The sequence below is a fragment of the Pseudomonas sp. M2(2023) genome, from assembly GCF_030263955.1.
In the GTDB taxonomy this organism is placed as follows: Bacteria; Pseudomonadota; Gammaproteobacteria; order Pseudomonadales; family Pseudomonadaceae; genus Aquipseudomonas; species Aquipseudomonas asiatica.
Genome location: NZ_CP127114.1, coordinates 1700522 through 1723789 on the forward strand (window position 1 = coordinate 1700522; position 23268 = coordinate 1723789).

At 64.6% G+C, this 23268-nt stretch carries 21 protein-coding genes; 15 read left to right on the forward strand and 6 right to left on the reverse strand.

Annotation, left to right across the window (positions count from 1 at the left end):
- Window positions 1–102 precede the first annotated feature (102 nt).
- The gene (locus QN085_RS07910) at window positions 103–1356 is read left to right on the forward strand and encodes an MFS transporter (RefSeq protein ID WP_023663062.1); all 1254 of its coding nucleotides are present in this window, start codon (window positions 103–105) and stop codon (window positions 1354–1356) included.
- A gap of 12 nt (window positions 1357–1368) precedes the next feature.
- On the opposite strand, the gene QN085_RS07915 is transcribed toward QN085_RS07910, so the two are convergent.
- The gene (locus tag QN085_RS07915; protein WP_023663061.1) at window positions 1369–2313 is read right to left on the reverse strand and encodes a LysR family transcriptional regulator; all 945 of its coding nucleotides are present in this window, start codon (window positions 2311–2313) and stop codon (window positions 1369–1371) included.
- 215 nt (window positions 2314–2528) lie between these two features.
- Here QN085_RS07915 and QN085_RS07920 point away from each other — a divergent pair, with 215 nt between their 5' ends.
- Genes QN085_RS07920 through QN085_RS07935 form a run of 4 tightly spaced genes read left to right on the forward strand, consistent with a single transcriptional unit; the run spans window position 2529 to window position 6387 of the window.
- Window positions 2529–4382 carry a DUF1302 domain-containing protein gene (locus QN085_RS07920; RefSeq protein WP_031325721.1) on the forward strand — a complete coding sequence of 618 codons (1854 nt, stop codon included), beginning with the start codon at window positions 2529–2531 and terminating at the stop codon, window positions 4380–4382.
- A gap of 22 nt (window positions 4383–4404) precedes the next feature.
- Window positions 4405–5715, forward strand: coding sequence for a DUF1329 domain-containing protein (locus tag QN085_RS07925; RefSeq protein ID WP_031325720.1), 1311 nt, complete (start codon window positions 4405–4407; stop codon window positions 5713–5715).
- Complete coding sequence (locus QN085_RS07930; RefSeq protein ID WP_015269474.1) at window positions 5715–6101, forward strand: YidH family protein; 387 nt, start codon at window positions 5715–5717, stop codon at window positions 6099–6101. The genes QN085_RS07925 and QN085_RS07930 overlap by 1 nt, the downstream gene beginning before the upstream one ends.
- Complete coding sequence (locus QN085_RS07935; RefSeq protein ID WP_023663036.1) at window positions 6094–6387, forward strand: DUF202 domain-containing protein; 294 nt, start codon at window positions 6094–6096, stop codon at window positions 6385–6387. The genes QN085_RS07930 and QN085_RS07935 overlap by 8 nt, the downstream gene beginning before the upstream one ends.
- 82 nt (window positions 6388–6469) lie before the next feature.
- On the opposite strand, the gene QN085_RS07940 is transcribed toward QN085_RS07935, so the two are convergent.
- Both QN085_RS07940 and QN085_RS07945 read right to left on the reverse strand, forming a co-directional pair.
- Window positions 6470–8431: an alkyl/aryl-sulfatase gene (locus tag QN085_RS07940; RefSeq protein ID WP_023663035.1), complete on the reverse strand. Its 1962-nt coding sequence runs from the start codon at window positions 8429–8431 to the stop codon at window positions 6470–6472.
- 101 nt (window positions 8432–8532) lie between these two features.
- The gene (locus QN085_RS07945; protein ID WP_023663034.1) at window positions 8533–9456 is read right to left on the reverse strand and encodes a LysR family transcriptional regulator; all 924 of its coding nucleotides are present in this window, start codon (window positions 9454–9456) and stop codon (window positions 8533–8535) included.
- An 83-nt stretch (window positions 9457–9539) separates the two neighbouring features.
- Here QN085_RS07945 and QN085_RS07950 point away from each other — a divergent pair, with 83 nt between their 5' ends.
- The 5 genes from QN085_RS07950 to QN085_RS07970 are packed head-to-tail and all read left to right on the forward strand — an operon-like array spanning window position 9540 to window position 15377.
- Window positions 9540–10778 carry a 3-hydroxyacyl-CoA dehydrogenase gene (locus QN085_RS07950; RefSeq protein WP_023663033.1) on the forward strand — a complete coding sequence of 413 codons (1239 nt, stop codon included), beginning with the start codon at window positions 9540–9542 and terminating at the stop codon, window positions 10776–10778.
- Complete coding sequence (locus QN085_RS07955; RefSeq protein WP_023663032.1) at window positions 10775–12550, forward strand: acyl-CoA dehydrogenase C-terminal domain-containing protein; 1776 nt, start codon at window positions 10775–10777, stop codon at window positions 12548–12550. Before QN085_RS07950 ends, QN085_RS07955 begins: the two co-directional genes overlap by 4 nt.
- A 30-nt stretch (window positions 12551–12580) precedes the next feature.
- The gene (locus tag QN085_RS07960; RefSeq protein ID WP_031325707.1) at window positions 12581–13744 is read left to right on the forward strand and encodes an iron-containing alcohol dehydrogenase; all 1164 of its coding nucleotides are present in this window, start codon (window positions 12581–12583) and stop codon (window positions 13742–13744) included.
- Window positions 13744–14196 carry an acyl-CoA thioesterase gene (locus tag QN085_RS07965; RefSeq protein WP_003260181.1) on the forward strand — a complete coding sequence of 151 codons (453 nt, stop codon included), beginning with the start codon at window positions 13744–13746 and terminating at the stop codon, window positions 14194–14196. Before QN085_RS07960 ends, QN085_RS07965 begins: the two co-directional genes overlap by 1 nt.
- Window positions 14193–15377, forward strand: a complete 1185-nt coding sequence (locus QN085_RS07970) for an acetyl-CoA C-acyltransferase (protein WP_023663031.1) — start codon at window positions 14193–14195, stop codon at window positions 15375–15377. The genes QN085_RS07965 and QN085_RS07970 overlap by 4 nt, the downstream gene beginning before the upstream one ends.
- Window positions 15378–15472: 95 nt before the next feature.
- On the opposite strand, the gene QN085_RS07975 is transcribed toward QN085_RS07970, so the two are convergent.
- Together QN085_RS07975 and QN085_RS07980 are read right to left on the reverse strand one after the other, a co-directional pair.
- Complete coding sequence (locus QN085_RS07975; protein ID WP_013971651.1) at window positions 15473–16333, reverse strand: CAP domain-containing protein; 861 nt, start codon at window positions 16331–16333, stop codon at window positions 15473–15475.
- Window positions 16334–16495: 162 nt separating this feature from the next.
- Window positions 16496–18061, reverse strand: coding sequence for a winged helix-turn-helix domain-containing tetratricopeptide repeat protein (locus QN085_RS07980; RefSeq protein WP_013971652.1), 1566 nt, complete (start codon window positions 18059–18061; stop codon window positions 16496–16498).
- 244 nt (window positions 18062–18305) lie between these two features.
- On the opposite strand from QN085_RS07980, the gene QN085_RS07985 reads away from it, so the two are divergent.
- Genes QN085_RS07985 through QN085_RS08005 form a run of 5 tightly spaced genes read left to right on the forward strand, consistent with a single transcriptional unit; the run spans window position 18306 to window position 22593 of the window.
- Complete coding sequence (locus tag QN085_RS07985; RefSeq protein ID WP_023663030.1) at window positions 18306–19049, forward strand: SDR family oxidoreductase; 744 nt, start codon at window positions 18306–18308, stop codon at window positions 19047–19049.
- Window positions 19050–19087: 38 nt separating this feature from the next.
- Window positions 19088–19501 carry a cupin domain-containing protein gene (locus tag QN085_RS07990; protein WP_013971654.1) on the forward strand — a complete coding sequence of 138 codons (414 nt, stop codon included), beginning with the start codon at window positions 19088–19090 and terminating at the stop codon, window positions 19499–19501.
- A gap of 57 nt (window positions 19502–19558) precedes the next feature.
- Complete coding sequence (locus tag QN085_RS07995; protein ID WP_041506173.1) at window positions 19559–20632, forward strand: HlyD family secretion protein; 1074 nt, start codon at window positions 19559–19561, stop codon at window positions 20630–20632.
- Window positions 20629–22251 (forward strand): MFS transporter, encoded by a 1623-nt coding sequence (locus QN085_RS08000; RefSeq protein ID WP_023661737.1) that lies wholly within the window; start codon window positions 20629–20631, stop codon window positions 22249–22251. The genes QN085_RS07995 and QN085_RS08000 overlap by 4 nt, the downstream gene beginning before the upstream one ends.
- A gap of 45 nt (window positions 22252–22296) precedes the next feature.
- Window positions 22297–22593: a DUF3144 domain-containing protein gene (locus QN085_RS08005; protein ID WP_023661736.1), complete on the forward strand. Its 297-nt coding sequence runs from the start codon at window positions 22297–22299 to the stop codon at window positions 22591–22593.
- A 191-nt stretch (window positions 22594–22784) separates the two neighbouring features.
- Here QN085_RS08005 and soxR read toward each other — a convergent pair whose 3' ends face one another.
- Entirely contained in the window at window positions 22785–23240 is a 456-nt protein-coding gene (gene soxR / locus QN085_RS08010) for a redox-sensitive transcriptional activator SoxR (RefSeq protein ID WP_023661735.1), read from the reverse strand.
- Window positions 23241–23268: the final 28 nt, after the last annotated feature.

The window sequence follows — 23268 nt, forward strand, 5'->3', positions numbered from 1 at the left end:
AACTGCACGCCCGGCCTCGAGTGGCCGGGCTCTCCCACAAGAACAATAAGAGAGATCGACATGACTCATACTGACCCCCGCGCGCGTGCAGGCACGGCCTGGATGATTGCGGTACTGCTGGCACTGCTTATGCTGGTGAACTTCCTGGACAAGGTGGTCATCGGCCTTGTAGCGGTACCCATGTCCAGGGAACTGGGTTTGTCCCCGGCCGAGTTCGGCCTGGTGGGTGGCGCGTTGCACTGGTTCTTCGCCATCTCTGCAGTGGTCGGTGGCTTCATGGCCAACCGCCGGCCGACCCGCACCCTGCTGTTGGGCATGGGCGCGTTCTGGGCGCTGATCCAGTTGCCCATGCTGTTCGTCACCTCCCTGTGGGCGATTGTCGCTTGCCGGGTGCTGCTGGGCATCGGCGAAGGGCCGGCGTCACCGGTGGCAACCCATGCCTTGTACAAGTGGTTCCCCAACGACCGGCGCAATCTGCCGGTGGCGCTGTTGCATACCGGTAGTGCACTTGGGCTGCTGGTGGCAGGCGCAATGATTCCATGGATCAGCGTGCACTATGGCTGGCGCATGAACTTCATCGTGCTGGCCTTGATCGGTGCGGCGTGGTGCGTGCTGTGGTGGGCATTGGGGCGCGAGGGTACTCTTGACCGCATCCGCCCCGGCCAGCCCAGGGAAGAACAGGCGCACATCGCCTACCGCCGTCTGCTCGGCGACCGCACTGTGCTGGGCAATTACCTGTGCCACTTCGCCGCCAATTGGTCGCTGGCCCTGACCTTGACGTGGGTGCCGAGTTATCTGGAAACCGGGTTGGGCATCGACCCGATCATGACCGGTCGGGTGTTCGTGCTTTTCGTGGTGGTGACCACGCCGCTGAGCCTGTTCATGGCCTGGCTGTCGCAGCGCATGATGCGCGCCGGGGTGGCGACACGCTGGTCGCGCGGAGCCTTCGTGTCCCTGTGCCTGATTGCCAGCGGGTTGTTGTCGGCGGCATTGTTCCTGCCGGGCCTGGGGAATGTCGAGCGAATCATCAGCCTGACTTTCAGTGGCGGGCTGGCGCTGGTCATGTACTCGGTGGGGCCAGCCATGCTGGCGGAGTTCACGCCCAGCGGGCAGCGTGGCGGCATCCTGGCTATCGGCAATGGTATCGCTTCGCTGGCCGGGCTGGCGGCACCCGTAGTCACGGGGTTTCTGGTGCAGGGCGCCGGAGCCGACCACCCGGCAGGGTATGGCCAGGGCTTCCTGGTATGCGGGGCGGTGCTGGTCATTGCCGGGTTGACCGGGCTGGTGTGGATGGACCCTCAGAAAACCCGGCAACGGCTGCAGCAGGTGGGCACGACTGCGCTGGCCCGGGCCTGACCTGCGCTGCGTTCAGAGGCTCTGCTGGGGGAGGGGGGCACGCTCGATCAGGGTGCCTTTCCAGCGCTCGCTGCGCACCGCATCCACCAGCAGCCCGCGCACCAGGTCGCGCATGCAGGCGGCGGCGAATGACAGTGGCTTGTGTTGCGAATGGGCCAGGGCAATGGTACGGGTGATGCGCGGTTCCACGATCAGCCGCGCGCTGGCCGGGGCGGCCAGGTCCAGCAATGGCGGCCAGTTGCTGATGGTCGCCGCCAGGCCGGCGCGTACCAGGCTGGCTATGCCGGGTGCAGACTGCTGTTCATAGCTTGAATCCAGGGCCACGCCGGTTTCCATGGCCGCCTGCTCGATGCGCCTGCGCAGGTGCAGGCTGCGCGGCGGCATTACCAGCCGGCTCGACGCGGCCTCGGCCAGGGTGATCGGTGAATCGTCCGGACCATGCGCAGGCAGGCCGACCCAGTACAGGTCTTCGGAGAACACGGGCTCGGCGACAATGTGCGCCAGCTCCTCCGCATTTGGCACCACACCGAAATCCACCTTGCCCAGCTCGATCGCCTGGCCGCCTTCGCGGCTAAGGCCGTCCCATACGGTGAGCTTGATACCAGGAAAGCGCGCCTGCGCCTGGGTGATGATGGCTGGCAACAACAGCGCCGAAGCCGTGGCCGGAATCGAGATGGCCACGTGGCCCTTGGGGTTGCCGCGGCTGGACTTGAGTTCGTCCTTCACCGAATCAAGCTTCTGTATCACCGAGCGTGCCACTTCGTACAGCTGGCGCCCTGCATCGGTCAGCTCGATGCCGTCATGCTGGCGCGCCAGCAACTGCATTTCCAGCTCGCTTTCCAGCAGTCCTATCTGACGGCTCAATGCTGGCTGGGCAATGAACGCGTGGCGCGCGGCGTTGGAGAAGCTGCCGGCTTCGACAATGGCAATCAGGTAACGCAGCTGTTTCAAAGTCATGGCAATTCTCAGGCTATGCCGAAGTGGTATGGCAACTATCGAGAGACGTTATTTGTTCAGCTCTAGTGGCCTACTTAGTATCGGGGAACACCGGCTCGAGGATAACAGAAACTTTCACTTATTTATCCAACCCCTTTTTACACAAGCCTTTGCGCCGTGTTTCGGCGCTAACTCGCAACTCACTCTCGAATAAACACAATAAGAGGTTAAGAGTGATGGCATTTCGTGCTTCTGGTCTTTCGGGACCGTTGTCGCTGCTTGCGTCGTCTGCACTTTTTTCTGTGCCTGCCCTGGCTGTTCAATTTAATCTGGGAGAGTTTGAAGGACAGTTTGATTCAGCGTTTTCGTTTGGCACCAGCATTTCCACTGCCAACCCGGACCCGGCTTTGCACAATAGTGCAAACAGTGATGACGGCCGCCTGAACTTTGCCTCGGGGGATGTATTTTCGGCAGTGTTCAAAGGTACCCATGATCTGGAGCTCAAACATGCCAACCTGGGTGTGTTCCTGCGTGGCACCTACTGGTACGACACGGCGCTGCGCGACCATGGCCAGCGCTTCAAGCAGGTCGAGGACAACAACCGCAAGCGCTCGGCCAAGACCGCAGGTACCCAGCTGCTCGACGCCTTTGGCTACTACCTCTACGACATCGATGGCCAGCCAGGCTCGGCAAGGCTGGGCAAGCAGGTAGTGAACTGGGGCGAGAGCACCTTCATCCAGGGCGGGCTGAACGTCATCAATCCCTTCAACCTGGCGGCGCTGCGCCGCCCAGGTTCCGAGGTGAAGGACGCGCTGGTGCCGGTGAACCTGTTCTACTTCACGCAGAACCTGACCGAGGCGTTGTCGGTCGATGGCTTCTACCAGTTGGACTGGGACCAGACCCAGCTCGACAACTGCGGCACGTTCTTCTCCAACAACGACTTCCTGCCCGATGGTTGCGATGGCTTGGATGTGGGGGCCAGGTTGCTTGGCAACCCGGCTGCCGTCGCCGGCCTTGCACCGTTTGGCGTGAACCTGACCAGCGAAGGCGTGCGCATACCCCGGGGCAGTGACCAGGATGCCCGCGACGGCGGGCAGTGGGGTGTTTCGTTGCGCTGGTACGTGGCGGCGCTGGACACCGAGTTCGGTGCCTACGCAGCCAACTATCACAGCCGCACGCCTTATCTGGGGACGGTCAGCAGCCCTTATTTCGACAACAGCCGCTTCGCTCCCCAGTTGTGCGCCAACCTGGGTATCGGCCCGGCCGGCTGCGCCGGGTTCCTCGGCTCCGCTGCCGGTCAGTCGCTGGTCGGTGCATTGCGCCTGGGTACCTCCCAGTACCGTGTGCAGTACCCCGAGGACATCCGCATGTACGGGTTGTCGTTCGCCACCACCCTGCGCAGCGGTACGGCCCTGCAGGGTGAGCTGAGTTACCGGCCGAATATGCCCATGCAACTCAACGGTACCGACATCATCCAGTCGCTGCTCAACGTCGAGGGGCGTTCGCCTTTGCTGGGCGACGGGCTGCGGCCAGAAAGCGCCAGCACCCTGTTCGACGGCTACCGGCGCAAGGAGGTGACCCAGCTTCAGGTGACCGCCGTACATGCCTTCAGCCAGGTGCTGGGGGCCAACCAGATGCTACTGGTGGGCGAGGCCGGGGCCACCTACGTCGGCGGGCTGGAGGGCGGCGCAGGCCCGCGTTACGGCCGCTCGGGTACCTTCAACAGTGGCGAGCTGGCGGACAACAGCGTATGCCGGGCGATTTCCAAGACGCCAGAGCACTGCAACGACCAAGGCTTCATGACCCCGTTCTCCTGGGGCTACCGGTTACGCGCGACCTTGACCTACCCCAACGTGATCGCCGGCTTCGACCTGCGGCCGAACCTGTCCTGGTCGCACGATGTGCACGGTACAGGCCCGGTGGAAGGCTCGGCTTTCAGCGAAGGCTCCAAGGCCATGAGCGTCGGGCTGGATGCGACGCTTGCCAGCACCTACAGCCTGAGCCTGTCGTATACCGACTTTATCGATGGCGACTATGGCACCCGTGGTGACCGGGACTTTGTCTCGCTGAGCCTGGGCGTCACCTTCTGAGGGCATGATGATGAATATGCGAATGGTGATGATCGGCCTGTTCTGGGCCAGCGGCGCGCTGGCTGCGACAGGCCTGCCAGACAACCTCACCCCTGTGGGCGCCGAACGCGCGGCCAGCCCGGACGGCCGTATCCCGGCCTGGCAAGGCGGGTTGAGCGTCGCCCAGCAGCGCCTGGGTGACAACGGCACGCCGCTGGATCCATATGCCGCCGAGCAGCCGCTGTACCGGATCACGGCGGCCAACTATCGGCGTTACCAGGGCCAGCTTTCCGACGGCCAGGTAGCCTTGCTCAAGCGCTTCCCGCACACCTTCGAGCTGCCGGTCTACCCCACCCATCGCAGTGTCGCGGTACCTGCCGGCGTCGCCGCCTCGGCCGCCCGCAATGCAGCGCAGGCGCAGCTGGATGACCAGGGCAACGGCCTGCGCGGGTTCAGTGGAGTGATTGCGTTTCCCCGGCCGGACAACGGCCTGGAAGTGATCTGGAACCATCTGACCCGGCACCGTAATGCCAGTTACATTCAGATGTCCGACAGCGTCACACCGTTCAAGAACGGCCGCTTCGTACTGATGAGCGCGCGCCAGGATGTAGCCCGCCCGGAAAGCCTGGGCGGGATGGGTGCTAGCAATGTGCTGTATTACTTCACCTACCGCATGACGGCACCATCACGGCTTGCCGGTGATGCCATGGTGGTTCACGAAACCCTTGACCAGGTAGCCGAGCCCCGCTTGTCCTGGGTCTACAGTGCCAGTCAGCGGCGTGTGCGGCGCGCGCCGAACATCGCCTACGACACCACGGGGCCAGGCACCGCAGGCCTGCGTACTGCCGACAGCCGCGACATGTTCAATGGCGCCCCCGACCGTTACCAGTGGAAGCTGCTGGGCAAGCAGGCCCTGCACGTGCCGTACAACAGCTACCGCCTGGCATCGCCCGAGCTGCGCTATGCCGAGCTGATCAGGCCTGGTCATGTCAATCCGGCGCCTACACGCTACGAGCTGCACCGGGTGTGGGTGGTGGAGGCGACGCTGAAGCCCGGCGCACAGCACATCTATGCCAAGCGACGCTTCTATGTGGACGAAGACACCTGGGCCATTCTCGAAACCGACAGCTACGATGCTGGCGGCCATCTGTGGCGTACATCACAGGCCCACAGCTTCTACCACCCGGGCGGCGAGGTGGCGGTCAACGCAATGGAGGTCACCTATGACCTCAAGAGTGGCCGCTACCATGCGTCGGGGCTGATCAACGAGCAACGTCGCCCGTTCGACTTCAATGTTCGCACCAGCCTTTCGTATTTTTCTCCCGGCGCCCTGCGCAGCTTTGGCGTGCGCTGATGGACGCGTTTGAACCACGGCCGGACTGGGCGCGGCGTCTGCTGGGGCAGGGCGAGGCGCCCGACCCTCGCTTCACCTTGGCCAACGAGCGCACGTTCCTGGCCTGGATCCGTACCGCGCTGGCGTTGCTGGGAGGTGGCATTGCCATCGAGACCTTTGCCGGCCAGGCCCTGCAGGCGCCGCTTCGGCTCTGGCTTGTCGGCAGCCTGATGTTGCTGAGCATGTTGCTGAGCGCCGGCGCCTGCCTGCGCTGGCTGCGGGTGGAGCGTGCCTTGCGACAGCGCCGGCCATTGCCGCTGCCGGCGCTGGTGCCGCTGTTGGCCCTGGGTTGCCTGATCGCGGCGTTGATGGCCGCTGTCGTGTTGTGGCCGCGCTGGCATGCCTGATCCGGGCTTGCAGGCCGAACGCACCGAACTGGCTTGGCGGCGTACCTGGTTGGCGCTGGTGGCGGTCGCGGGGTTGGCTTTGCGCCAGGGCGACCTGGCGCTGGCCGCAGTGGTCGGCTTCGCAACGCTGGCGCTGTTGACCCGCCAGGGGCGGCGCTACAGCGAGGGGCTGGCGATGTTGCGGGCCGAGCGCGGTCAGCCTGCGATTCTGCCGGTAATGGCACTGGGTAGCGCGGTGTGCCTGATGGCGCTGGCAGGGTTGTACCGGTTGGCGAACGGGGGCTGAAACCCCTCCCACAGATACGATGTGAATCCAGACGCCATTGCGGTACCTGTGAGAGCGGGCTTGCCGGCGAAGATGCCGGCGCTCAAGGGGTCACGATGTTGAAGCGGGAATCGGCGTTCTCCAGGCCGCCCATGAAACGCAGGAACTTCACCCGCTCACCTTCGATGGAAATCTCGCCCAGCGTGGCCTCCTTGAGGAACCCGGTCTGCTTCAGGGCAATGCGGTCCAATGTCTGTTTGCTCATGCTCACCTGCACATCGGCCTGGGCGTGACGAGCCAGGTCGCGATGGGTGAGCACGCCGTTGCGCAGGGTCAGGGCGTAGTCTTCACCCAGGTCGGTGAAGCGCCAGTTGATGCTCAGGTCGCTCTCCGCCGCCTTGAAGGCATCCACCCGTACCCCAAGGTAATCGAAGAACAGGCTTGGGGTCAGTGCCCGCACCATGTCGTCGGCATTGCCGCCACTGCCGGTGGCGGCGGCTATTCCGCCGCGCAGCTCCTGGGCGCCGCTGAGGTAGGCGTTGCGCCAGGTAGCGTTCTCGCTCTGGTAACCCAGCTGTTCCAGCGCATCGGCCTGCAGTTCGCGCGCTGCGGTATTGCCCGGTTCGGCGAATACCAGATGGTTCACCAACTGCGCGACCCAGCGGTAGTCACCTTCGGCAAAGGCTTGGCGTGCCTGGGCCAGCACCTGATCGGCGCCACCCATTGCCGCCACGTAGCGCTTGCCGGCAGCTTGCGGCGGCAGTGGGTCGAGGTTGGCCGGGTTGCCATCGTAAAAGCCCATGTAGCGTTGGTAGACGGCACGTACGTTATGGCTGAGCGAGCCATAGTAGTCGCGGCTGTACCACTTGCTGGCCAGGCGCGGCGGGAGGTTGGCCAGGCTCTGGGCGATTTCCATCGGTGTCTGGCCCTGGTTGATCAGGCGCAAGGTCTGGCTATCGATGAAGGCATACATGTCGCGCTGGTCGGCCAGGTACTCGCGGATTGCCGGCCCGCCCCAGGTCGGCCAGTGATGCTGGGCGAACACTACCTCGGCCTGGTCGCCGTAACGCAACAGCGATTGGTCCAGGTAGTGCGCCCAGACTTTCGGGTCGCGTACCAGCGCACCGCGCAGGGTCAGCACATTGTGCTGTACGTGGGTGGCGTTCTCGGCCATGCACAGAGCCTTGAGCCCAGGGAAGTAGATGTTCATCTCCGCTGGCGCTTCGGTGCCAGGGGTCAACTGGAACTCTACCTCCACGCCGCTGAGGGTCATGCGTTGCAGCGGCTGGCTGATTTCCAGCGTCGGCGCTATCAGGCTGACGGTGGCGTTGGCCGGCACCCCTTTGCCCAGACCGGCATCCACCTGGCCGCGTGGCCCGCGGGGCAGGGGGGCACCGTACATGTACTGGGCGCGGCGCTTCATGGCCGGGCCGGCCAGCACGTTTTCGCCGATGGCATGCTCGAAGAAGCCTTCGGGTGCAATGACCTGGACCTTGCCGGCCTTTACGTCCGCCTCGTCGATCACTCCGCGCGCGCCGCCGAAATGGTCGATGTGCGGGTGGGTGTAGATCAGCGTGGTCACCGGTTTGCGCGGGCGGTGCCGAAAATACAGTTCGAGGCCGGCCCTGGCGGTTTCGACGGCCAGCAGCGGATCGAGCACGATCAGCCCGTCCTGGCCTTCAACGATGGTCATGTTGGCCAAGTCCAGGCCGCGGACCTGGTAGATGCCTTCGGTGACCTTGAACAGGCCGGCGATGGTGTTCAGCTGGGCGATGCGCCACAGGCTCGGGTTTACCGTGGCCGGGGCCTGCGTCGGGTCGAGAAAACGATACTGACCCAGGTCCCACACAGTCTTGCCATCGGCGGTCGCGACCGGCCCGTCGAAGCGTTCAAGCAGCCCGCGCCGGGCCGCTTCGAAATCCCCGTGGTCATCGAAAGGCAGGCGTTGCAGCCATTGCTGGTTGCTGGCCTGGGTGGCCGGGGTGGCATCCTTTGCCGCCGTAGTGGCCAGGCTCGGGAGGGGCGCCAGCAGGGCGAGCGCCAGCATCGACAGTGGGAAGCGCATGGTGTGTCCTTGTTGTTATGGTGGCGGACCACTGTAGGGGACGGGTTCGGGCACCAGCCAATACCAGAGCGGCATGGTTGCCATCGCATTTGCTGATGGCCTCAGGCAGGCGGAAGCTCCATGATCTGCTCCACCAGCCAGGCCAGGGCGGGGTCGTGCCGACGATGGGTCAGGTGCACCAGTTCCAGCTCGAACGGCTCCAGGGCGAAGGGCAGTTCGTGCACCGCCAAGGGCAGCAACTTGGCGAACTGCTGCGCAAGTTGCCGCGGCAGCACCACGCAAATCTCGGTGGCGGCGGCCAGATGCGCTGCTTGAAGGTAGTTGGGGGTGGTGTAGGCAATTTTCCGGGTCAGGCCTTGTTCGGCCAGCCATTGGTCGACCATGCCGCGGGTCTGGCCACCGTGTACCCAGATGTGCCGCAAACCAAGAAACGCCTGAAGATCCAGTGCCTGGTCCGGCGCCAGTTGCGGATGCTTCTGGCGCAGCGCGACTTGCAGGGTTTCACGCCTCCAGGGGCGGCGGCTGAAACGTGCCGGCACCTCATCGAAGCGCCCCAGCACCAGGTCGAGGTCGCCGCGGTCCAGCGCGTCGGCCGGCAGGTTGGGAGCCAGGTGCACCACATCGATGCGCAAGTGCGGGGCCAGAACCTGCAGGCGTGCCAGCAGCGGTGGCATGCACAACTGTTCGACGAAGTCGGTGAGGGCGATGCGCAGCTGACGGTGGCTGCGCCGTGGCTCGAAGGCATCGCCAGTGGCCAGGGTCTGCTCGATTTGTTGCAGCGCCGCTCGAATCGGCCCTTCCAGCGCCAACGCCCGTGGCGTAGGGCGCATGCGCCGGCCCACACGAACCAGCAGCGGGTCGCCCAGCTGGTCGCGCAACCGCGCCAGAGCGTTGCTGACAGTGGGCTGGGTCAGGGCCAGGCGTTCAGCCGCCCGTGAGACGTTCTGCTCGCGCAGCAACATGTCGAAGACCCGCAGCAGGTTCAGATCGAAGTTGGAAATATTCATGGGCAGAATATATGGCATACGAAATTGAAATTTCAAAAATACCTGCGGCCTGCTTAGGGTGATGCCTGTCCTCATACCTACAACAAGCAGGAGCGTTGCGCGTGAATACCCCCTTTCCGATCAACCAGGTGGCCGTGATAGGCGCAGGTACCATGGGCCGCGGCATTGTCATCAGCCTCGCCAGTGCCGGGCTGTCGGTGCTGTGGCTCGACAGCAACGCATCAGCCCTGGACGCTGGCCTGAGCATGGTCAGCCAGGCCTGGACCCAGCAGGTGGAGAAGCAGCGTGTCACCCAGGCCGAGGCTGAAGCCTGCCTGGCGCGAGTGCAGGCGGTGGATGGCTACGCCGCGCTGGCCCAGGCCGATCTGGTGATCGAGGCAGTGTATGAAAGCCTTGAACTCAAACAGGAAATCTTCCGGGCCCTGGACCAGCACCTCAAACCGGAGGCGATCCTGGCCAGCAATACCTCGGCGCTGGACATCGACGCGATCGCGGCGGTGACCCGGCGACCGTCGCACGTACTGGGCCTGCATTTCTTCAGCCCCGCGCATGTCATGAAGCTGCTCGAGATAGTGCGCGGCGCGCACACCGGCCAGGCGGTGCTCCATACCGCCCTGGCGCTGGGCGAGCGCCTGGGCAAGGTGGCGGTAGTGGCCGGCAACTGCCCCGGTTTCATCGGCAACCGCATGCTGCGCAGTTATGTGGCCGAAGCGCGCAAGTTGCTGCTCGAAGGCGCGCTGCCGCACCAGGTGGATGCGGTGCTGCAACAGTTCGGTTTTGCCATGGGCCCGTTCCGCATGTACGACGTGGTCGGTATCGACCTGGAATGGCGTGCCCGCCAGCTGGCCAGGCAGGGCATGCACGATCCGCTGGTGCAAGTGGATAATGCGCTGTGTGATCTGGGCCGGCTGGGTCAGAAGACAGGGAAGGGCTATTACCGTTATGCACCTGGCAGCCGCCAGGCCGAGCATGACCCCGAGGTCGACGCCCTGGTGCTCAAGATTTCCAACGACCTGGGTTACCGACGCCGGGGCATCAGCGCCGAGGAAATCGTCGAGCGCTGCCTGCTGGCGCTGGTCAACGAGGGCGCGAAGATTCTGCAGGAAGGCATCGCTGCCAGCAGCGCCGACATCGACCGGGTGTGGCTCAACGGCTATGGCTTCCCTGCGGCCACAGGTGGCCCGATGCGCTGGGCCGATGACCAGGGTGCAGCATTCGTCCTGGCTCGGCTGGAATACCTGCAAAGCGTACTGGGCGAGCACTGGCGCCCGGCCGCTCTGCTCTGCACGCTGGTGGCCAACGGCAAGCGTTTCGAGCAGCAGGCGGAGGTTCAGGCATGAACTACCAGGCTCCCTTGCGCGACATGCGCTTCGTGCTGCACGAGCTGTTCGACGTTGCCGCCCATTGTCAGCAGCTGGGTATCGAACTGGACCGCGACACACTCGACGGCATACTGGAAGAGGCCGCGCGCTTTACCGGCGAGGTAGTCGCTCCCCTCAACCGCAACAGTGACGAGCAGGGCTGCCAGCTGGCTGATGGGGAGGTCATCACGCCCGATGGTTTCCGCGACGCCTACCGGCAATACGTGGCCCATGGCTGGGCCAGCATGACCGGGCCGCAGGCTTACGGCGGGCAGGGCCTGCCGCAAATGGCCTCGGCCAGCTTCCACGAAATGCTGATGGCCGCGTCGTTGTCGTTCCGCATCTACTCCGGCCTCACCGAAGGTGCCGTGCTGGCTTTGCATCGCCATGGCAGCCCGGCGCTGCAGCAGTCCTATCTGGCGCGCATGGTCAGTGGCGAGTGGGCCGGCACCATGTGCCTCACCGAGCCGCAGGCCGGCACCGACCTGGCCTTGCTGCGCACCCGCGCCCAGCCGCAGGTCGACGGTTCCTATCGCATCACAGGCAGCAAGATCTTCATCAGTGGCGGCGAACAGGACCTGACCGACAATATCGTTCATCTGGTACTTGCACGCCTGCCCGATGCGCCGGCCGGGGTGCGGGGCATCAGCCTGTTCCTGGTGCCCAAGCTGCTGCCGGGCGGCGAACGCAACGCGTTGGGCTGTGGCGCGCTGGAGCACAAGATGGGCATCAAGGGCGCCTCGACTTGCGTGATGAATTTCGACGGTGCCCAGGGATGGCTGGTAGGCGAGGCCAACCAAGGCCTGGCGTGCATGTTTACCATGATGAACGACGCCCGTTTCCAAGTCGGCCTGCAGGGGTTGGGCATTGCCGAAGCGGCCTTCCAGGGGGGGCTGGCCTATGCACGCGAGCGCTTGCAATCGCGCGCGCTGACCGGCCCGGCGGCGGCGGACAGGCCGGCCGATCCGATCATCGTCCACCCGGATGTGCGACGCATGCTGCTGACCCAGAAAACCCTTACCGAGGGCTGCCGAATGCTGGCCATCTATACCGCCCGGCAGCTCGACCTGGAGCACGCAGCGCCTAGCGATCAGGCACGCAACGGCGCAACCCGACGGGCGGCACTGCTGATCCCGATCGTCAAGGCGTTTTTCACCGATGTCGGGCAGGAGGTCGCCAGCCTTGGCGTGCAGCTATATGGCGGACACGGCTATATCCGCGAGTGGGGCATGGAGCAGTTGATGCGCGACAGCCGCATCACCCAGCTCTATGAAGGCACCAACGGCATCCAGGCTCTCGACCTGGTGCGCCGCAAGCTGCTGGGCGACGGCGGGGCCGAGCTGAACTTGCTGGTCGATGAACTGGCCCTGCATGTCGAGGCGGCTGGTGTCGGTGGTGGTCTGCATGCCATGGCGACAGCGGTCGGGCAGCGCCTGGAGGAATGGCGTGTGCTGGCAGGCCATGTAGTCGAAGCTTGCCAGCGTGACCCTCAGGAAATGGGCGCGGTCTCGGTGGACTTCCTGGCCTACTCGGCCTATGTGCTGCTCGCCGCGTTGTGGCTGCAGGCGGCCGTGCGCGCCGAGACGGCGCTGGCTGGCGGCAGTGCCGAAACTGGTTTCTACCGGGCCAAGCTGCACGCGGCGCAGTTCTACTGGCGACGCGTCCTGCCCCGCGCCACCGCGCACCGCGAAGCCCTGCTGGGCGGTGCAGATTGCCTCATGGCACTGCCAGCGAGCGACTTCGCCTTCTGACGCAGGGCCAACGACGACAAGGAGAGCCAGATGCAGCCTTTCAGCTTTGCCACTACCGGGCAGATCCTCTGCGAAGCAGGCGCGGTGCAGCGCCTTGCCACTCTGTGCCGCGAGCGCGGCGCACGGCGCGTGCTGATCGTCAGTGACCCCGGTATCGCCCGCCTGGGCATGCTCGATGATCTGCTACCGGGATTCACGACGGCCAAGGTCGGCGTGGCGATCTTCAGCGAGGTTACCGCCGACCCCAGCGAAGCTTGTGTACTGGCAGCCACCCAGCGGGCCCGGCATATCGGTGCCGACCTGGTGGTGGGCTTTGGCGGCGGCAGTTCGATGGATGTTGCCAAGCTGGTCGCGCTGCTGGCCCACCGCGACTGCAACCAGCCGCTTGCCGAACTCTATGGCATGGACAAGGCCAAGGGCCGACGCCTGCCGTTGATCCAGGTGCCGACCACGGCCGGCACCGGTTCGGAGGTGACGCCGATCGCCATCGTCACCACCGGCGCCACCAGCAAGATGGGCATCGTCTCGCCGCTGCTGCTGCCGGACCTGGCGGTACTCGATGCCGTCTGCACGCTCGGCCTGCCCCCGGCGGTAACCGCCGCAACCGGTATCGATGCCATGGTGCATGCCATCGAAGCCTATACCAGCCGTCTCAAGCGCAACCCGCTGTCGAGCCTGCTGGCGCGCGAGGCGCTGCGGCTGCTGGCGGAAAACCTGGATCAGGCCGTGCACAACGGCGGCAATCTGGATGCGCGTCAGGCCATGCTGCTGGGCGCCTGCCTGGCCGGCCAGGCGTTTGCCAATGCCCCGGTGGCGGCGGTGCACGCGCTGGCTTACCCGTTGGGTGGGCACTTCCACATTCCCCATGGCCTGTCCAATGCATTGGTGTTGCCGCATGTGCTGCGTTTCAACCTGCCCGTGACGGTGACGGACTATGCCCAGCTGGCGGTGCCCCTGTTGGGCGCACGGTTGCAGCCTGGCGACCTGTACCGGCAGGCTGATCAGTTCGTCGAGGAACTGGCCGCGCTGGGCGCCCGCTGCGGTTTGCCTGGGCGGCTGCGTGATGCCGATGTTCCGCGCCATCGCCTGCCGCAACTGGCAGAAGATGCCATGCAACAGCAGCGCCTGCTGGTCAACAACCCGCGTGAAGTCACCCAGGCCGATGCACTGGCCATCTACGAGGCTGCCTACTGATGAGTGTGCATCGGCAACGTGACTACTACCGGCACTACACGCCAATCGCCACCCGCTGGCATGACAATGACGCCTACGGGCACGTGAACAACGTGGTCTATTACGGCTTTTTCGACAGCGCCGTGAACCGCCTGCTGATCGAGCAGGGCGGACTGGATATCCACCATGGCGCGGTGATTGCGCTGGTGGTCAGTTCGGCCTGCGACTACCAGTCGCCTGTAGCGTTTCCGCAGGGCATCGAGGTGGGCCTGGCGGTAAGCCGGCTGGGCAACACCTCGGTGCAGTACCAGTTGGCCGTATTCATCCAGGGCCAATCCCTGGCTTGCGCCACCGGACGCTTCGTCCATGTATTCGTCGACCGGCAGGGCCGACGCCCGGTCCCGGTGCCTGCCCGCTTGCGGCAGGTGTTGAGCGAACTGCAGCCTTTACTCCCCGAGGAATTTCGACCATGAAAGACGCCGTGATCGTAGCCACTGCCCGCACACCCATCGGCAAAGCCATGCGTGGCGCCTTCAACGACCTGAAAACCCCCAGCATGACTGCCGTCGCCATTCGGGCAGCCGTCGAGCGGGCTGGTATCGAGCCGGCGCAGGTGGAGGATCTGGTGCTGGGTACCGCCATGCAGAGTGGTACCGCCGCGATCAACCCTGGCCGACTGTCGGCGCTGGCTGCCGGCTTGCCGCAATCGGTCAGCGGGCAGACCCTCGACCGCCAGTGTGCGTCGGGCCTGATGGCCATCGCTACAGCGGCCAAGCAGATCATTGTCGATGGTATGCAGGTGACCATCGGCGCCGGCCAGGAGCAGATCAGCCTGGTCCAGCAGGTGCACAACCAGCTGGCCAGCGAGGCCTATGACCCTGCCGTGCTGCGGATGAGCGAACACGCCTACATGCCGATGCTGCAAACCGCCGAGTTTGTCGCCCGCCGCTATGGCATCAGCCGGGAAGCGCAGGACGCCTACGCCTTGCAGTCGCAGCAACGCACTGCAGCGGCGCAGGCGGCGGGGTTGTTTGCCGATGAAATCGTGCCCGTCTCGGCACGCAGGAAGGTGGTCGACAAGCTGTCCGGTGCGGTGAGCCATGAGGAAGTCTGCCTCAGCCAGGACGAAGGTAACCGGCCGGCGACCACCCTGGCAGACCTGCAAGGGCTGAAGCCAGTTGTCGAAGGCGGCTGCGTGACGGCCGGCAATGCCAGCCAGCTGTCTGATGGCGCCAGTGCCTGCGTGCTGATGGAAGGCGCACTGGCCGCAAGGTCGGGCAAGGCGCCGCTGGGGCTGTATCGTGGTATCGCCGTGGCCGGTCTGGCTCCTGAGGAAATGGGTATCGGCCCGGTGCTGGCGGTGCCCAGGTTGCTGCACCAGCACGGCCTGAACGTGGACGACATCGGTCTGTGGGAGCTGAACGAAGCGTTCGCCTGCCAGGTACTGTACTGTGCCCAGCGTTTGCAGATAGACCCTGCGAAGCTGAACGTCAATGGCGGTGCCATTGCCATCGGCCACCCCTACGGCATGAGCGGTGCACGGATGGTCGGGCATGCGCTTCTGGAGGGCAGGCGGCGCGGGGTGAAGTACGTGGTGGTGACCATGTGTGTTGGCGGCGGGATGGGCGCGGCAGGGCTGTTCGAAGTGCTGTAGGGCATCGGTCAGGCCAGCCCCGGCGTCTGCGGCTGGCCGCGGGGTGGCCTGCAAGTCTGAACGGCGGCTCGTTCGGGGTCTGCAGCCTGAGTCAGTCAAGGCGCGCCGAACAGCATCGTCCAGTACACGCCGTTATCGCTACGCGAGTTCTCGGCAAAGGCCGCACCCACCTGGGTAAACATCGGGTTCATCAGGTTGGCGCAATGCCCGGGGCTGGCCAGCCAGCCTGCCATCGCCTTGCTCGGTGACCCTTGGCCTGCGGCAATGTTCTCGCCGATCTGCCGCCCACGGTAGCCGGCATCCCATGCCCGATCCGCAGGTAGATCACCGTCGAGGTCGCGGTGCGCGAAGAAATTGTCGTTGGCCATCGCCCGGCTGTGGCGCTGCGCCGCCGTTCCCAGGGCGGTGTTCCAGGCCAGCGGGCGTGCAGCGGCAAAGCGCTTGCGACCACACAGGCGTGGTTTCGCCCGTGCAGCGTTCACCTGTGCCAGCAACGCTTTGCTTGCCGATCGCCCATCGCCGAGCTGGGCATCGAGCAGGGGCCGAGCCAGCAGCACCCGCCACTCGTTGCGTGAGCGACTCACACCGATATCGGCATATTGGCTATCGAGCAGCGCCGTGCAGTAGTCGCTGCGCAGCATATCGAAGGCCTCCTCGGCATCTTGCGCGCCGACCAGGCGGATGGCCCGCACCTTCACGGCCTGATAACCCGCAGCCTTCAATCCTTCCCGCAAACCCCCGCCGTAGCCGACTGGCAACGCCAGTTTCGGTTTCAGCACCAGCGGCGTCGAGCCCCGGATAATGCGCCGCTCGCAGCGCTGTGGCTGGGTGCGATAGTCGTTGATGGCTGCCACCAGTTGCCTTTCCCCGCTGGCATGGGCGGGGTTGGCGAACAGGTGGAAAAAAGGAATGAGGCAGAGCGAGACAAAGGGGGAGCGACGGACTGCGTGGCGCATGGGGTGAATGGCTCTGGTGAATGGCGGCGGCAAGGCCGAATTTAGGGCTCGGCTAAGACTGTGCGCCTCAATCCAGGTTCACTGGTGGCGGGTACAAATTTGTAGTTGGAGTTTCGGTACTCCAACGAAGGCAATCCAGGCCAGGGTTTCATGCATCCCCGATCAAGCCGGTAACCCCGCCAACCTCAACCCTTCGGCAAATCGGGCCAGATCCTCATCGCGGTAAATCGGCAGCCACTGGCGCAAGGTCGACACCCTTAACCCTGGGTCTTGTGCTCGCAAGCGCTCCATCGCCCGGTGCGCGCTGTCCATCCGCCCGCTCAGTGCATGGCTGGCCGCCAGCAGGGCCACCGCCGCCAGCAGACTGGGCAGATTCCCCAGCGACTTTTCCGCCCACTCCACAGCCTCATCCAGCCGCCCGGCAAAGAAATGCGCCAACGCCATGCCCACCTGCATGCGAAACATCTCCGGGTCCAGTGGGCTCAGCCGTGTGGCGTGCTTGAGATTGTCGATGGCGGTCTGTGTCTCGCCGCGTAACGCCCTGAGTATCCCGCCCAGGTACCAGGCCGGCGCCAGGTTGGAGTTGAGCAGGCGTGCCCGGTCAAGCAGCGCTATCGCGCCGTCCAGGTCACCCGTCAGGTGCCCCAGGGCATGGCCGCCGCGGGTTAACGCCACGGCATCGTCACGCCCCAGTTCCACTGCCAGGCGCGCAAGCCGGGCACCCTCGGTGATTTCCTGGGCGCGATCATCCATCCAGCCATTGAGCTTGCGCCAGAAGTAGCACCACGCCGCCATGCCATAGGCCGAAGCGAACTCAGGGTCCAGTTCGATGGCTTGGTAGTACAGCGGTAGAGCCTGGGCGATGGCGTCGCGGGTGCCGTTATGCAGCTTGGCCGTGCCGCGCAGGTAATAATCGTAGGCGCACAGGTTGTCGGTGGGCTTGCGCTTGGCCCGTTCGATCTCCGCCCGTTCCAGCTGCGGGGCGATGGCGCCCACCACGCTTTCGGTCACCTGGTCCTGCAACTCGAACAGGTCGTCGAGCCGCCCCTCGAAACGCTCGGCCCACAGATGCTCGCCGCTGGTGGCGTCGATCAGCTGGCCGGTGATGCGTAGCCGCTTGCCAGCCTTGCGCACGCTGCCTTCGAGCACATAGCGCACGCCCAGTGCCTGGCCAACCTGCTGCACATCGATGCGCTGGCCTTTGAAGGTGAAGCTCGAGTTGCGGGCGATGACGAACAGCCAGCGAATGCGGGACAGGGCGGCGATGATGTCCTCGACCATCCCGTCGGCGAAATAGTCCTGCTCAGGGTCACCGCTGAGGTTCTGGAAGGGCAGCACGGTGATCGACGGTTTATCGGGCAGGGCGGGCCCACAGGCGACGGGAACAGGTTCGGATGGGGCCTGTGCCGCGCTGCTGGAAGGCTCGCGGATCAGGCCGACGAAGCGGTAGCCCTTGCGCGCGATCGTGCGTACCAGGCGCTGCTCTTCACCGGAATCGCCGATGGCTTTGCGCACGGCATTGATATGGCTGGTGATGGTCGATTCCGAGACGATCTTGCCGTTCCACACGCGCGCCAACAACTCGTCACGCCCCAGCACCTGGTCGCGGTGACTGACCAGTTGCAAGAGCAGGTCGAACACCTGCGGGCCGATGGCCACGGCCTTCCCGCACAGGGTCAGCTCCCTGCGCTGTTCGTCGAGCACATAGTCGTCAAACTCGAATGGCACGTGGCATCCCCTCGCACGCCCTAGGCTTCGTGTCCGAGGCGACTGTTCAGTGGTATGGGCCGATGATACGGCAGCGCAAAGCTGGCTGCACATGCCAGGGCGTGAATTGAACAGTTTGGACGGAAATTCAAGCAAGCCTGGAGGCAAATCCAGCCGGTACGCAAGGACTCTGCACAGGCCGGCGGCGCATGCTTGAACCTCCACGACGGCAATGGTTGCAGTCGTGAACGTGGAGACAGCCCCAATGAAAATCGTGGTGATCGGAGGCACTGGCCTCATTGGTTCGAAGCTTGTCGGCGGCCTGCGCGAGCGCGGCCACGATGCCGTCGCGGCAGCGCCGAGCACGGGGGTGAACAGCATCACCCGCGAGGGCTTGGCAGAGGCGATGAACGGTGCGGATGTGGTAGTGGATGTGGCGAATGCCCCGTCCTGGGAGGACCAGGCGGTGCTCGATTTTTTCGAGACGTCCACCCGCAACCTGCTGGCAGCCGAGAAGGCTGCAGGGGTCAAGCATCATGTCGCGTTGTCTATCGTGGGCAGCGAGCGGTTGCCGGAAAATGGCTACTTCCGGGCCAAGGTCGCCCAGGAGGCGCTGATCAGGGAGTCCGCGCTGCCGTACACCATTCTGCGCGCCACGCAGTTCTTCGAGTTCGTCGAAGGCATTGCCCAGGCAGGGACGGTAGGAGAGGAGATTCGCCTGTCGCCGGCGCTGTTCCAGCCTTTGGCCTCGGATGATGTGGTAGCAGCGCTGATCGATGTGGCGTTGGCGCCACCAGCGCTCGGCATGCTGGAGGTTGCCGGGCCAGAGGCCGCGCCACTGGATGAACTGGTGCGCCGCTTCCTGCGCCTGCGTGGAGATACACGAAAGGTGGTGGCGGATGTGCATGCCCGCTATTTCGGTGCCGAGCTCGATGACAAGTCGCTGACTCCCGGCAGCGGCGCGCGGCTTGGCAAGATCCGCTTCGAAGACTGGCTGGCTCGCCAGTGAACGATTCAACCCCTATCCCGAACCGAAGGAGCATCACCATGTTCAGCCGCCCCCTCCTGGCCGCCGCGTTCACCGTGCTGGCCATGACCCCGGTTGTCGCCGCCGAGCGGCCAGTCAGCAAAGTCACCGTGGTCTTCGACAGACCACTGCCCAACGTGCCAGGCAAAAGCATGCGCGGAGTGATCGTCGACTACGCCCCCGGGGCCGCGTCGCCCGCGCATCGGCACCCGAAATCTGCATTCATCTATGCCACGGTGCTGGAAGGCGAAGTGCGCAGCAGCGTCAATGGCGAGCCAGCCAAGGTCTACAAACCTGGCGAAAACTGGTACGAGGCACCGGGCGCTTTCCATGGCGTCAGTGCCAACGCCAGCGACAGCAAGCCGGCCAAGCTGATGGCCGTGTTCGTGCTCGACAGCAATGAGACGGTACTGGTCACGCCGAGCGAGAAGTAGGCCTTCGGCCCTGTTGGCAGTGCCATGCCACCAGGGCCGAATACAGGACAACGCATCATGAACACACATGAACCTGAGCAGGCCCACGCGGCGGTGATGCCGCAGCCTGCACGGATGAAGATAGTGGGCGTCGTGCTGTGCGTGGCAGCCATACTGTTGCTGGCTGTGGGTTGGCTGACGTTGCGCTCTGCTGACGTCGCCTTTACCGACAACGCCTATGTGCGTGGAGATGTAACGTCGCTGGCGGCCAAGGTGTCGGGTTACGTGACGGCGGTGGAGGTCGGGGACAATCAGCAGGTCAGGGCCGGTGACGTGTTGTTCCGTATCGATGACCGCGACTACCGTGCGCACCTGGCCCAGGCGCAGGCCAACCTGAAGGCTGCCGAGGCGCGTCTTGGCGATGTCGACGCCCAGACACGCCTGCAGCAGGCGCAGGTCCGCCAGGCCGAGGCGCAGCGCCAGTCGGCCCAGGCCGAGCGGCAGCTGGCCAGCAAAACCCACGAGCGCAGCCGCAAGCTGATTCGGTACAGTGCAATCAGCCAGGCCTTGGTCGATCAGACCGACGCCGCCCGCAGCAGCGCCGAGGCCGCGCTGAAGGCTGCGGCGGCGACACTCGATGCTCAGCGTCAACGTATCGCCGTGCTGGATGCCCAGCGTGAGGCAGCCGTGGCGGCTATCGCCCAGGCCAGGGCCGCGCGCGACCTGGCGCTGATCGAGCTTGAACATACCGTGGTGCGGGCGCCGGTTGCCGGCGTGATTGGTAATCGCCAGGTACGGGTCGGACGATTCGTTACGCCGGGTGCTGCCTTGCTCGACCTAGTCCCGGTCGACGGGGTGTGGATCGTGGCCAACTTCAAGGAAACCCAGCTGGAGCAAATCCAGCCTGGGCAGCGGGCACGGGTCACTCTGGATGGCTACCCGCAGGACAGCCTCGAAGGCGTGGTAGACAGCTTCGCACCTGGCAGCGGCGCGGCGTTCAGTCTGTTGCCGCCGGACAACGCAACGGGCAATTTCGTGCGTGTAGTGCAGCGGGTGCCGGTGAAGATTCGCCTGGCCCACAACCCGTTGCCCGGGCGCATCGTGCCGGGGCTGTCGGCGCGAGTGCGGATCGAGGTCGGAGGTGGCTCGTGAGCACCCGGAAAGTGGGCATCAAGTGGCTTAAAGGGTGGCTGCTGGTTGCTGGCATCGTACTGGCTGCGCTCACCGACGCCATCGCCAGCAGCGTGCTGGCGATAGGGCGCAACGACATCATGGGCGATACACATGCCACGTCGGATGAATTCGCCTGGCTGGATGTTGCTTACACTGCATGCAAATTGGCAGGGTTCCTGTTCGCGCCCTGGCTGCTGGGCAGGCTGCCACCGCGCGCGGTGATCATCGGAGCGACCCTGGCCATGGGGTTGGCCTGTGTCGGTGCGGCGCAATTGGTGAGCATCGAGCTGCTGGTGGCCTTGCGCGCCTGCCAAGGCCTGTCAGGCGGTGTATTGCTGGTGGCGGGGCAGACACTGATCTTTCTTGCCTACCCGCGGCGGCAGCAGCCGGTCTTGCAAGGCTTGTTCGCCATTGGCGCGGTGGTCGCGCCAGCGGCACTCACGCCGTCGATGCAGGGGTGGTTGATCGATAGCCAGGATTGGACCTGGATATTTCTCAGCGTTGCGCCGCTGACCTTGGCGGCGACCGGCCTGTTGCTGCTGGTCGAGCTGCCTGCCTATGACCTGCCAGGCCGGCGCCGCTTCGATTGGCCGGGCTGGGTACTGGCGGCCACCGCGTTGCTGTGCCTGACCTACCTCCTGACCCAGGGCAGCCGCTGGGATTGGTTCGAGGCAGCACACATGTGCTGGGCCGGCGTGGTCGGCGGCACGGCGTTGTTGCTGTTGCTTGGCCAGCAACTGACGGGTAATGGGCAGGGGTTGCTGGACTTCAGTCTGTTCCGGTCGAGTGATTTCACCTTCGCCTTCATTGTCAGCTTCGTTGCTGGCGCGGCATTGTTCGGCAGCGCCTTTGTGATACCGGCTTTTGCCTTGTCCATGCTGGGTTTCACCGCCACCGACGCCGGCCTGTTGCTTCTACCCAGTGGCGTGGTGTTCATCGCCGTGCTGCTGGGGGTGGCGTACCTGATCCAGGTGCGTGGTATCGCGCCTTTTGCCACTGTGCCGTTTGGCATCCTGGCAATCATGGCGGCGATGTGGATGCTTTCGGGCTCGACCCGCGAGAGTGGCATGCACGACATGATGGCCGCGGTCATGCTGCGCGGGGCCGGGCTGGGGTTGCTGTTTCTGTCGCTGACTCTGATTGCCTTTGGCAGGCTGGGCCGGCACAGCCTGGCCAGTGGTATCGGCCTTTTCAATACCGGGCGGCAGGTGGGTGGGCTTTTGGGGGTAGCAGGGTTGCAGACGCTGCTCGACCAGCATGGCGTGCTCAATGCCCAGGCGCTTGGTGCGCATGTGAGCACAGGCGCGACGGCGGTAAATGAACGGCTTGATTCGGTGACGTCGATGTTGCGGCTTGAGGGTATTGACCCGCCGGCTGCTGGACGAGTGGCCATGAGCCTGTTGTCGCAGGCAGTGACGGGGCAAGGGGCGGTGATCGCCTTCGACACGGCGTTCATCGCTGTGGCGTTGCTGTTTGCCGTGGCAGCGCCGCTGCTAGTGTGCATCAAAATGCTGTTGGCGCGCATGGCCGGGAAACAGGACGCCGGGCAATCTCATGAAGGTGAATTGCCGGTTTCACATCGTGAGCTTTCGCTGTAAAACGGCGCTGTGCCTAATTTGAATGCAGCAGCAAGGTAAACCGCAATGACACAAGCTACCGATCAGGCTTTTTATGACCGCGCGGATGCGCATATCGAACTGGCGAACCAGCAGATCGAGAAAATCGAAGACCTGGGCAAGGTCAGCGCCTCACTGACCTTCGGCGCCTCGCGCTTCAATGCCTGGATGAGCGCCCGCAGTTTCAAGACCGGTGCGGAACTGGCTGCCGCGCGGGAGGAGCTGTTGAAGTATTTCTGCGAGCAGTACCGGATGATGCTTGAGGACAACCTGGACGAGCACATCGAGCATTTCGACCGGTATGTGCTGGGCAAAGGCAACTGAGCCATGGGGGCGCGATCTCATGGAACTGCACAAGGCTCATTGAATTAGCAGGGACCCTGTGGGAGCGGCTTTAGCCGCGAACACCGGCGCAGCCGGTGCCATGCACCGCGTTGGATTCTTCGCGGGTAAACCCGCTCCCACAGGGTACGCGGACCGCTTGTGAATTCAGTCCTCTACCCGCCAGCGCAGCCTTATCGGGCCTTCTTCTCCAGAATCCGCGGCCCGGTACCTTCCTTGCCCAGCACATCCTCGGGGTTGCGCAGTGGGCAATCTTCCAGCGACAGGCAGCCGCAACCAATGCAGTTGTCCAGGTTGTCGCGCAAAGCCTCCAGCGTGCGGATGCGGGCGTTCAGGTCCTCGCGCCAGGCGGTCGACATCTCGCCCCACTGCGCTGCCGTGAGCTTGCTGTTGGGCGCATAGCGGCTGAAGGCCTGCTTGATCTCCTCAAGCGGAATACCCGTGCGCTGCGCCACCTTGATGATGGCCAGCGTACGCAGCACCAGTGAAGGATAGCGGCGCTGGTTACCCGCCGTACGGACGCTGGCGATCAGCCCCTTGGTCTCGTAGAAGTGCAGCGCAGAAACCGCCACGCCGCTGCGTTTGGCCACTTCCCCTACCGTTAGCATCCGTGTGTTGTCCGCTGCCATGCCTGTTGACCTCAAGTTAACTCGAGCT

What these genes read in the sequence shown, in the direction of transcription:
- QN085_RS07910 (WP_023663062.1), top strand. Translation starts at nt 103, where the DNA reads ATGATTGCGGTACTGCTGGCACTGCTTATGCTGGTGAACTTCCTGGAC.
- QN085_RS07915 (WP_023663061.1), bottom strand. Translation starts at nt 2,313, where the DNA reads ATGACTTTGAAACAGCTGCGTTACCTGATTGCCATTGTCGAAGCCGGC.
- QN085_RS07920 (WP_031325721.1), top strand. Translation starts at nt 2,529, where the DNA reads ATGGCATTTCGTGCTTCTGGTCTTTCGGGACCGTTGTCGCTGCTTGCG.
- QN085_RS07925 (WP_031325720.1), top strand. Translation starts at nt 4,405, where the DNA reads ATGGTGATGATCGGCCTGTTCTGGGCCAGCGGCGCGCTGGCTGCGACA.
- QN085_RS07930 (WP_015269474.1), top strand. Translation starts at nt 5,715, where the DNA reads ATGGACGCGTTTGAACCACGGCCGGACTGGGCGCGGCGTCTGCTGGGG.
- QN085_RS07935 (WP_023663036.1), top strand. Translation starts at nt 6,094, where the DNA reads ATGCCTGATCCGGGCTTGCAGGCCGAACGCACCGAACTGGCTTGGCGG.
- QN085_RS07940 (WP_023663035.1), bottom strand. Translation starts at nt 8,431, where the DNA reads ATGCGCTTCCCACTGTCGATGCTGGCGCTCGCCCTGCTGGCGCCCCTC.
- QN085_RS07945 (WP_023663034.1), bottom strand. Translation starts at nt 9,456, where the DNA reads ATGCCATATATTCTGCCCATGAATATTTCCAACTTCGATCTGAACCTG.
- QN085_RS07955 (WP_023663032.1), top strand. Translation starts at nt 10,775, where the DNA reads ATGAACTACCAGGCTCCCTTGCGCGACATGCGCTTCGTGCTGCACGAG.
- QN085_RS07960 (WP_031325707.1), top strand. Translation starts at nt 12,581, where the DNA reads ATGCAGCCTTTCAGCTTTGCCACTACCGGGCAGATCCTCTGCGAAGCA.
- QN085_RS07965 (WP_003260181.1), top strand. Translation starts at nt 13,744, where the DNA reads ATGAGTGTGCATCGGCAACGTGACTACTACCGGCACTACACGCCAATC.
- QN085_RS07970 (WP_023663031.1), top strand. Translation starts at nt 14,193, where the DNA reads ATGAAAGACGCCGTGATCGTAGCCACTGCCCGCACACCCATCGGCAAA.
- QN085_RS07975 (WP_013971651.1), bottom strand. Translation starts at nt 16,333, where the DNA reads ATGCGCCACGCAGTCCGTCGCTCCCCCTTTGTCTCGCTCTGCCTCATT.
- QN085_RS07985 (WP_023663030.1), top strand. Translation starts at nt 18,306, where the DNA reads ATGAAAATCGTGGTGATCGGAGGCACTGGCCTCATTGGTTCGAAGCTT.
- QN085_RS07990 (WP_013971654.1), top strand. Translation starts at nt 19,088, where the DNA reads ATGTTCAGCCGCCCCCTCCTGGCCGCCGCGTTCACCGTGCTGGCCATG.
- QN085_RS07995 (WP_041506173.1), top strand. Translation starts at nt 19,559, where the DNA reads ATGAACACACATGAACCTGAGCAGGCCCACGCGGCGGTGATGCCGCAG.
- QN085_RS08005 (WP_023661736.1), top strand. Translation starts at nt 22,297, where the DNA reads ATGACACAAGCTACCGATCAGGCTTTTTATGACCGCGCGGATGCGCAT.
- soxR (WP_023661735.1), bottom strand. Translation starts at nt 23,240, where the DNA reads ATGGCAGCGGACAACACACGGATGCTAACGGTAGGGGAAGTGGCCAAA.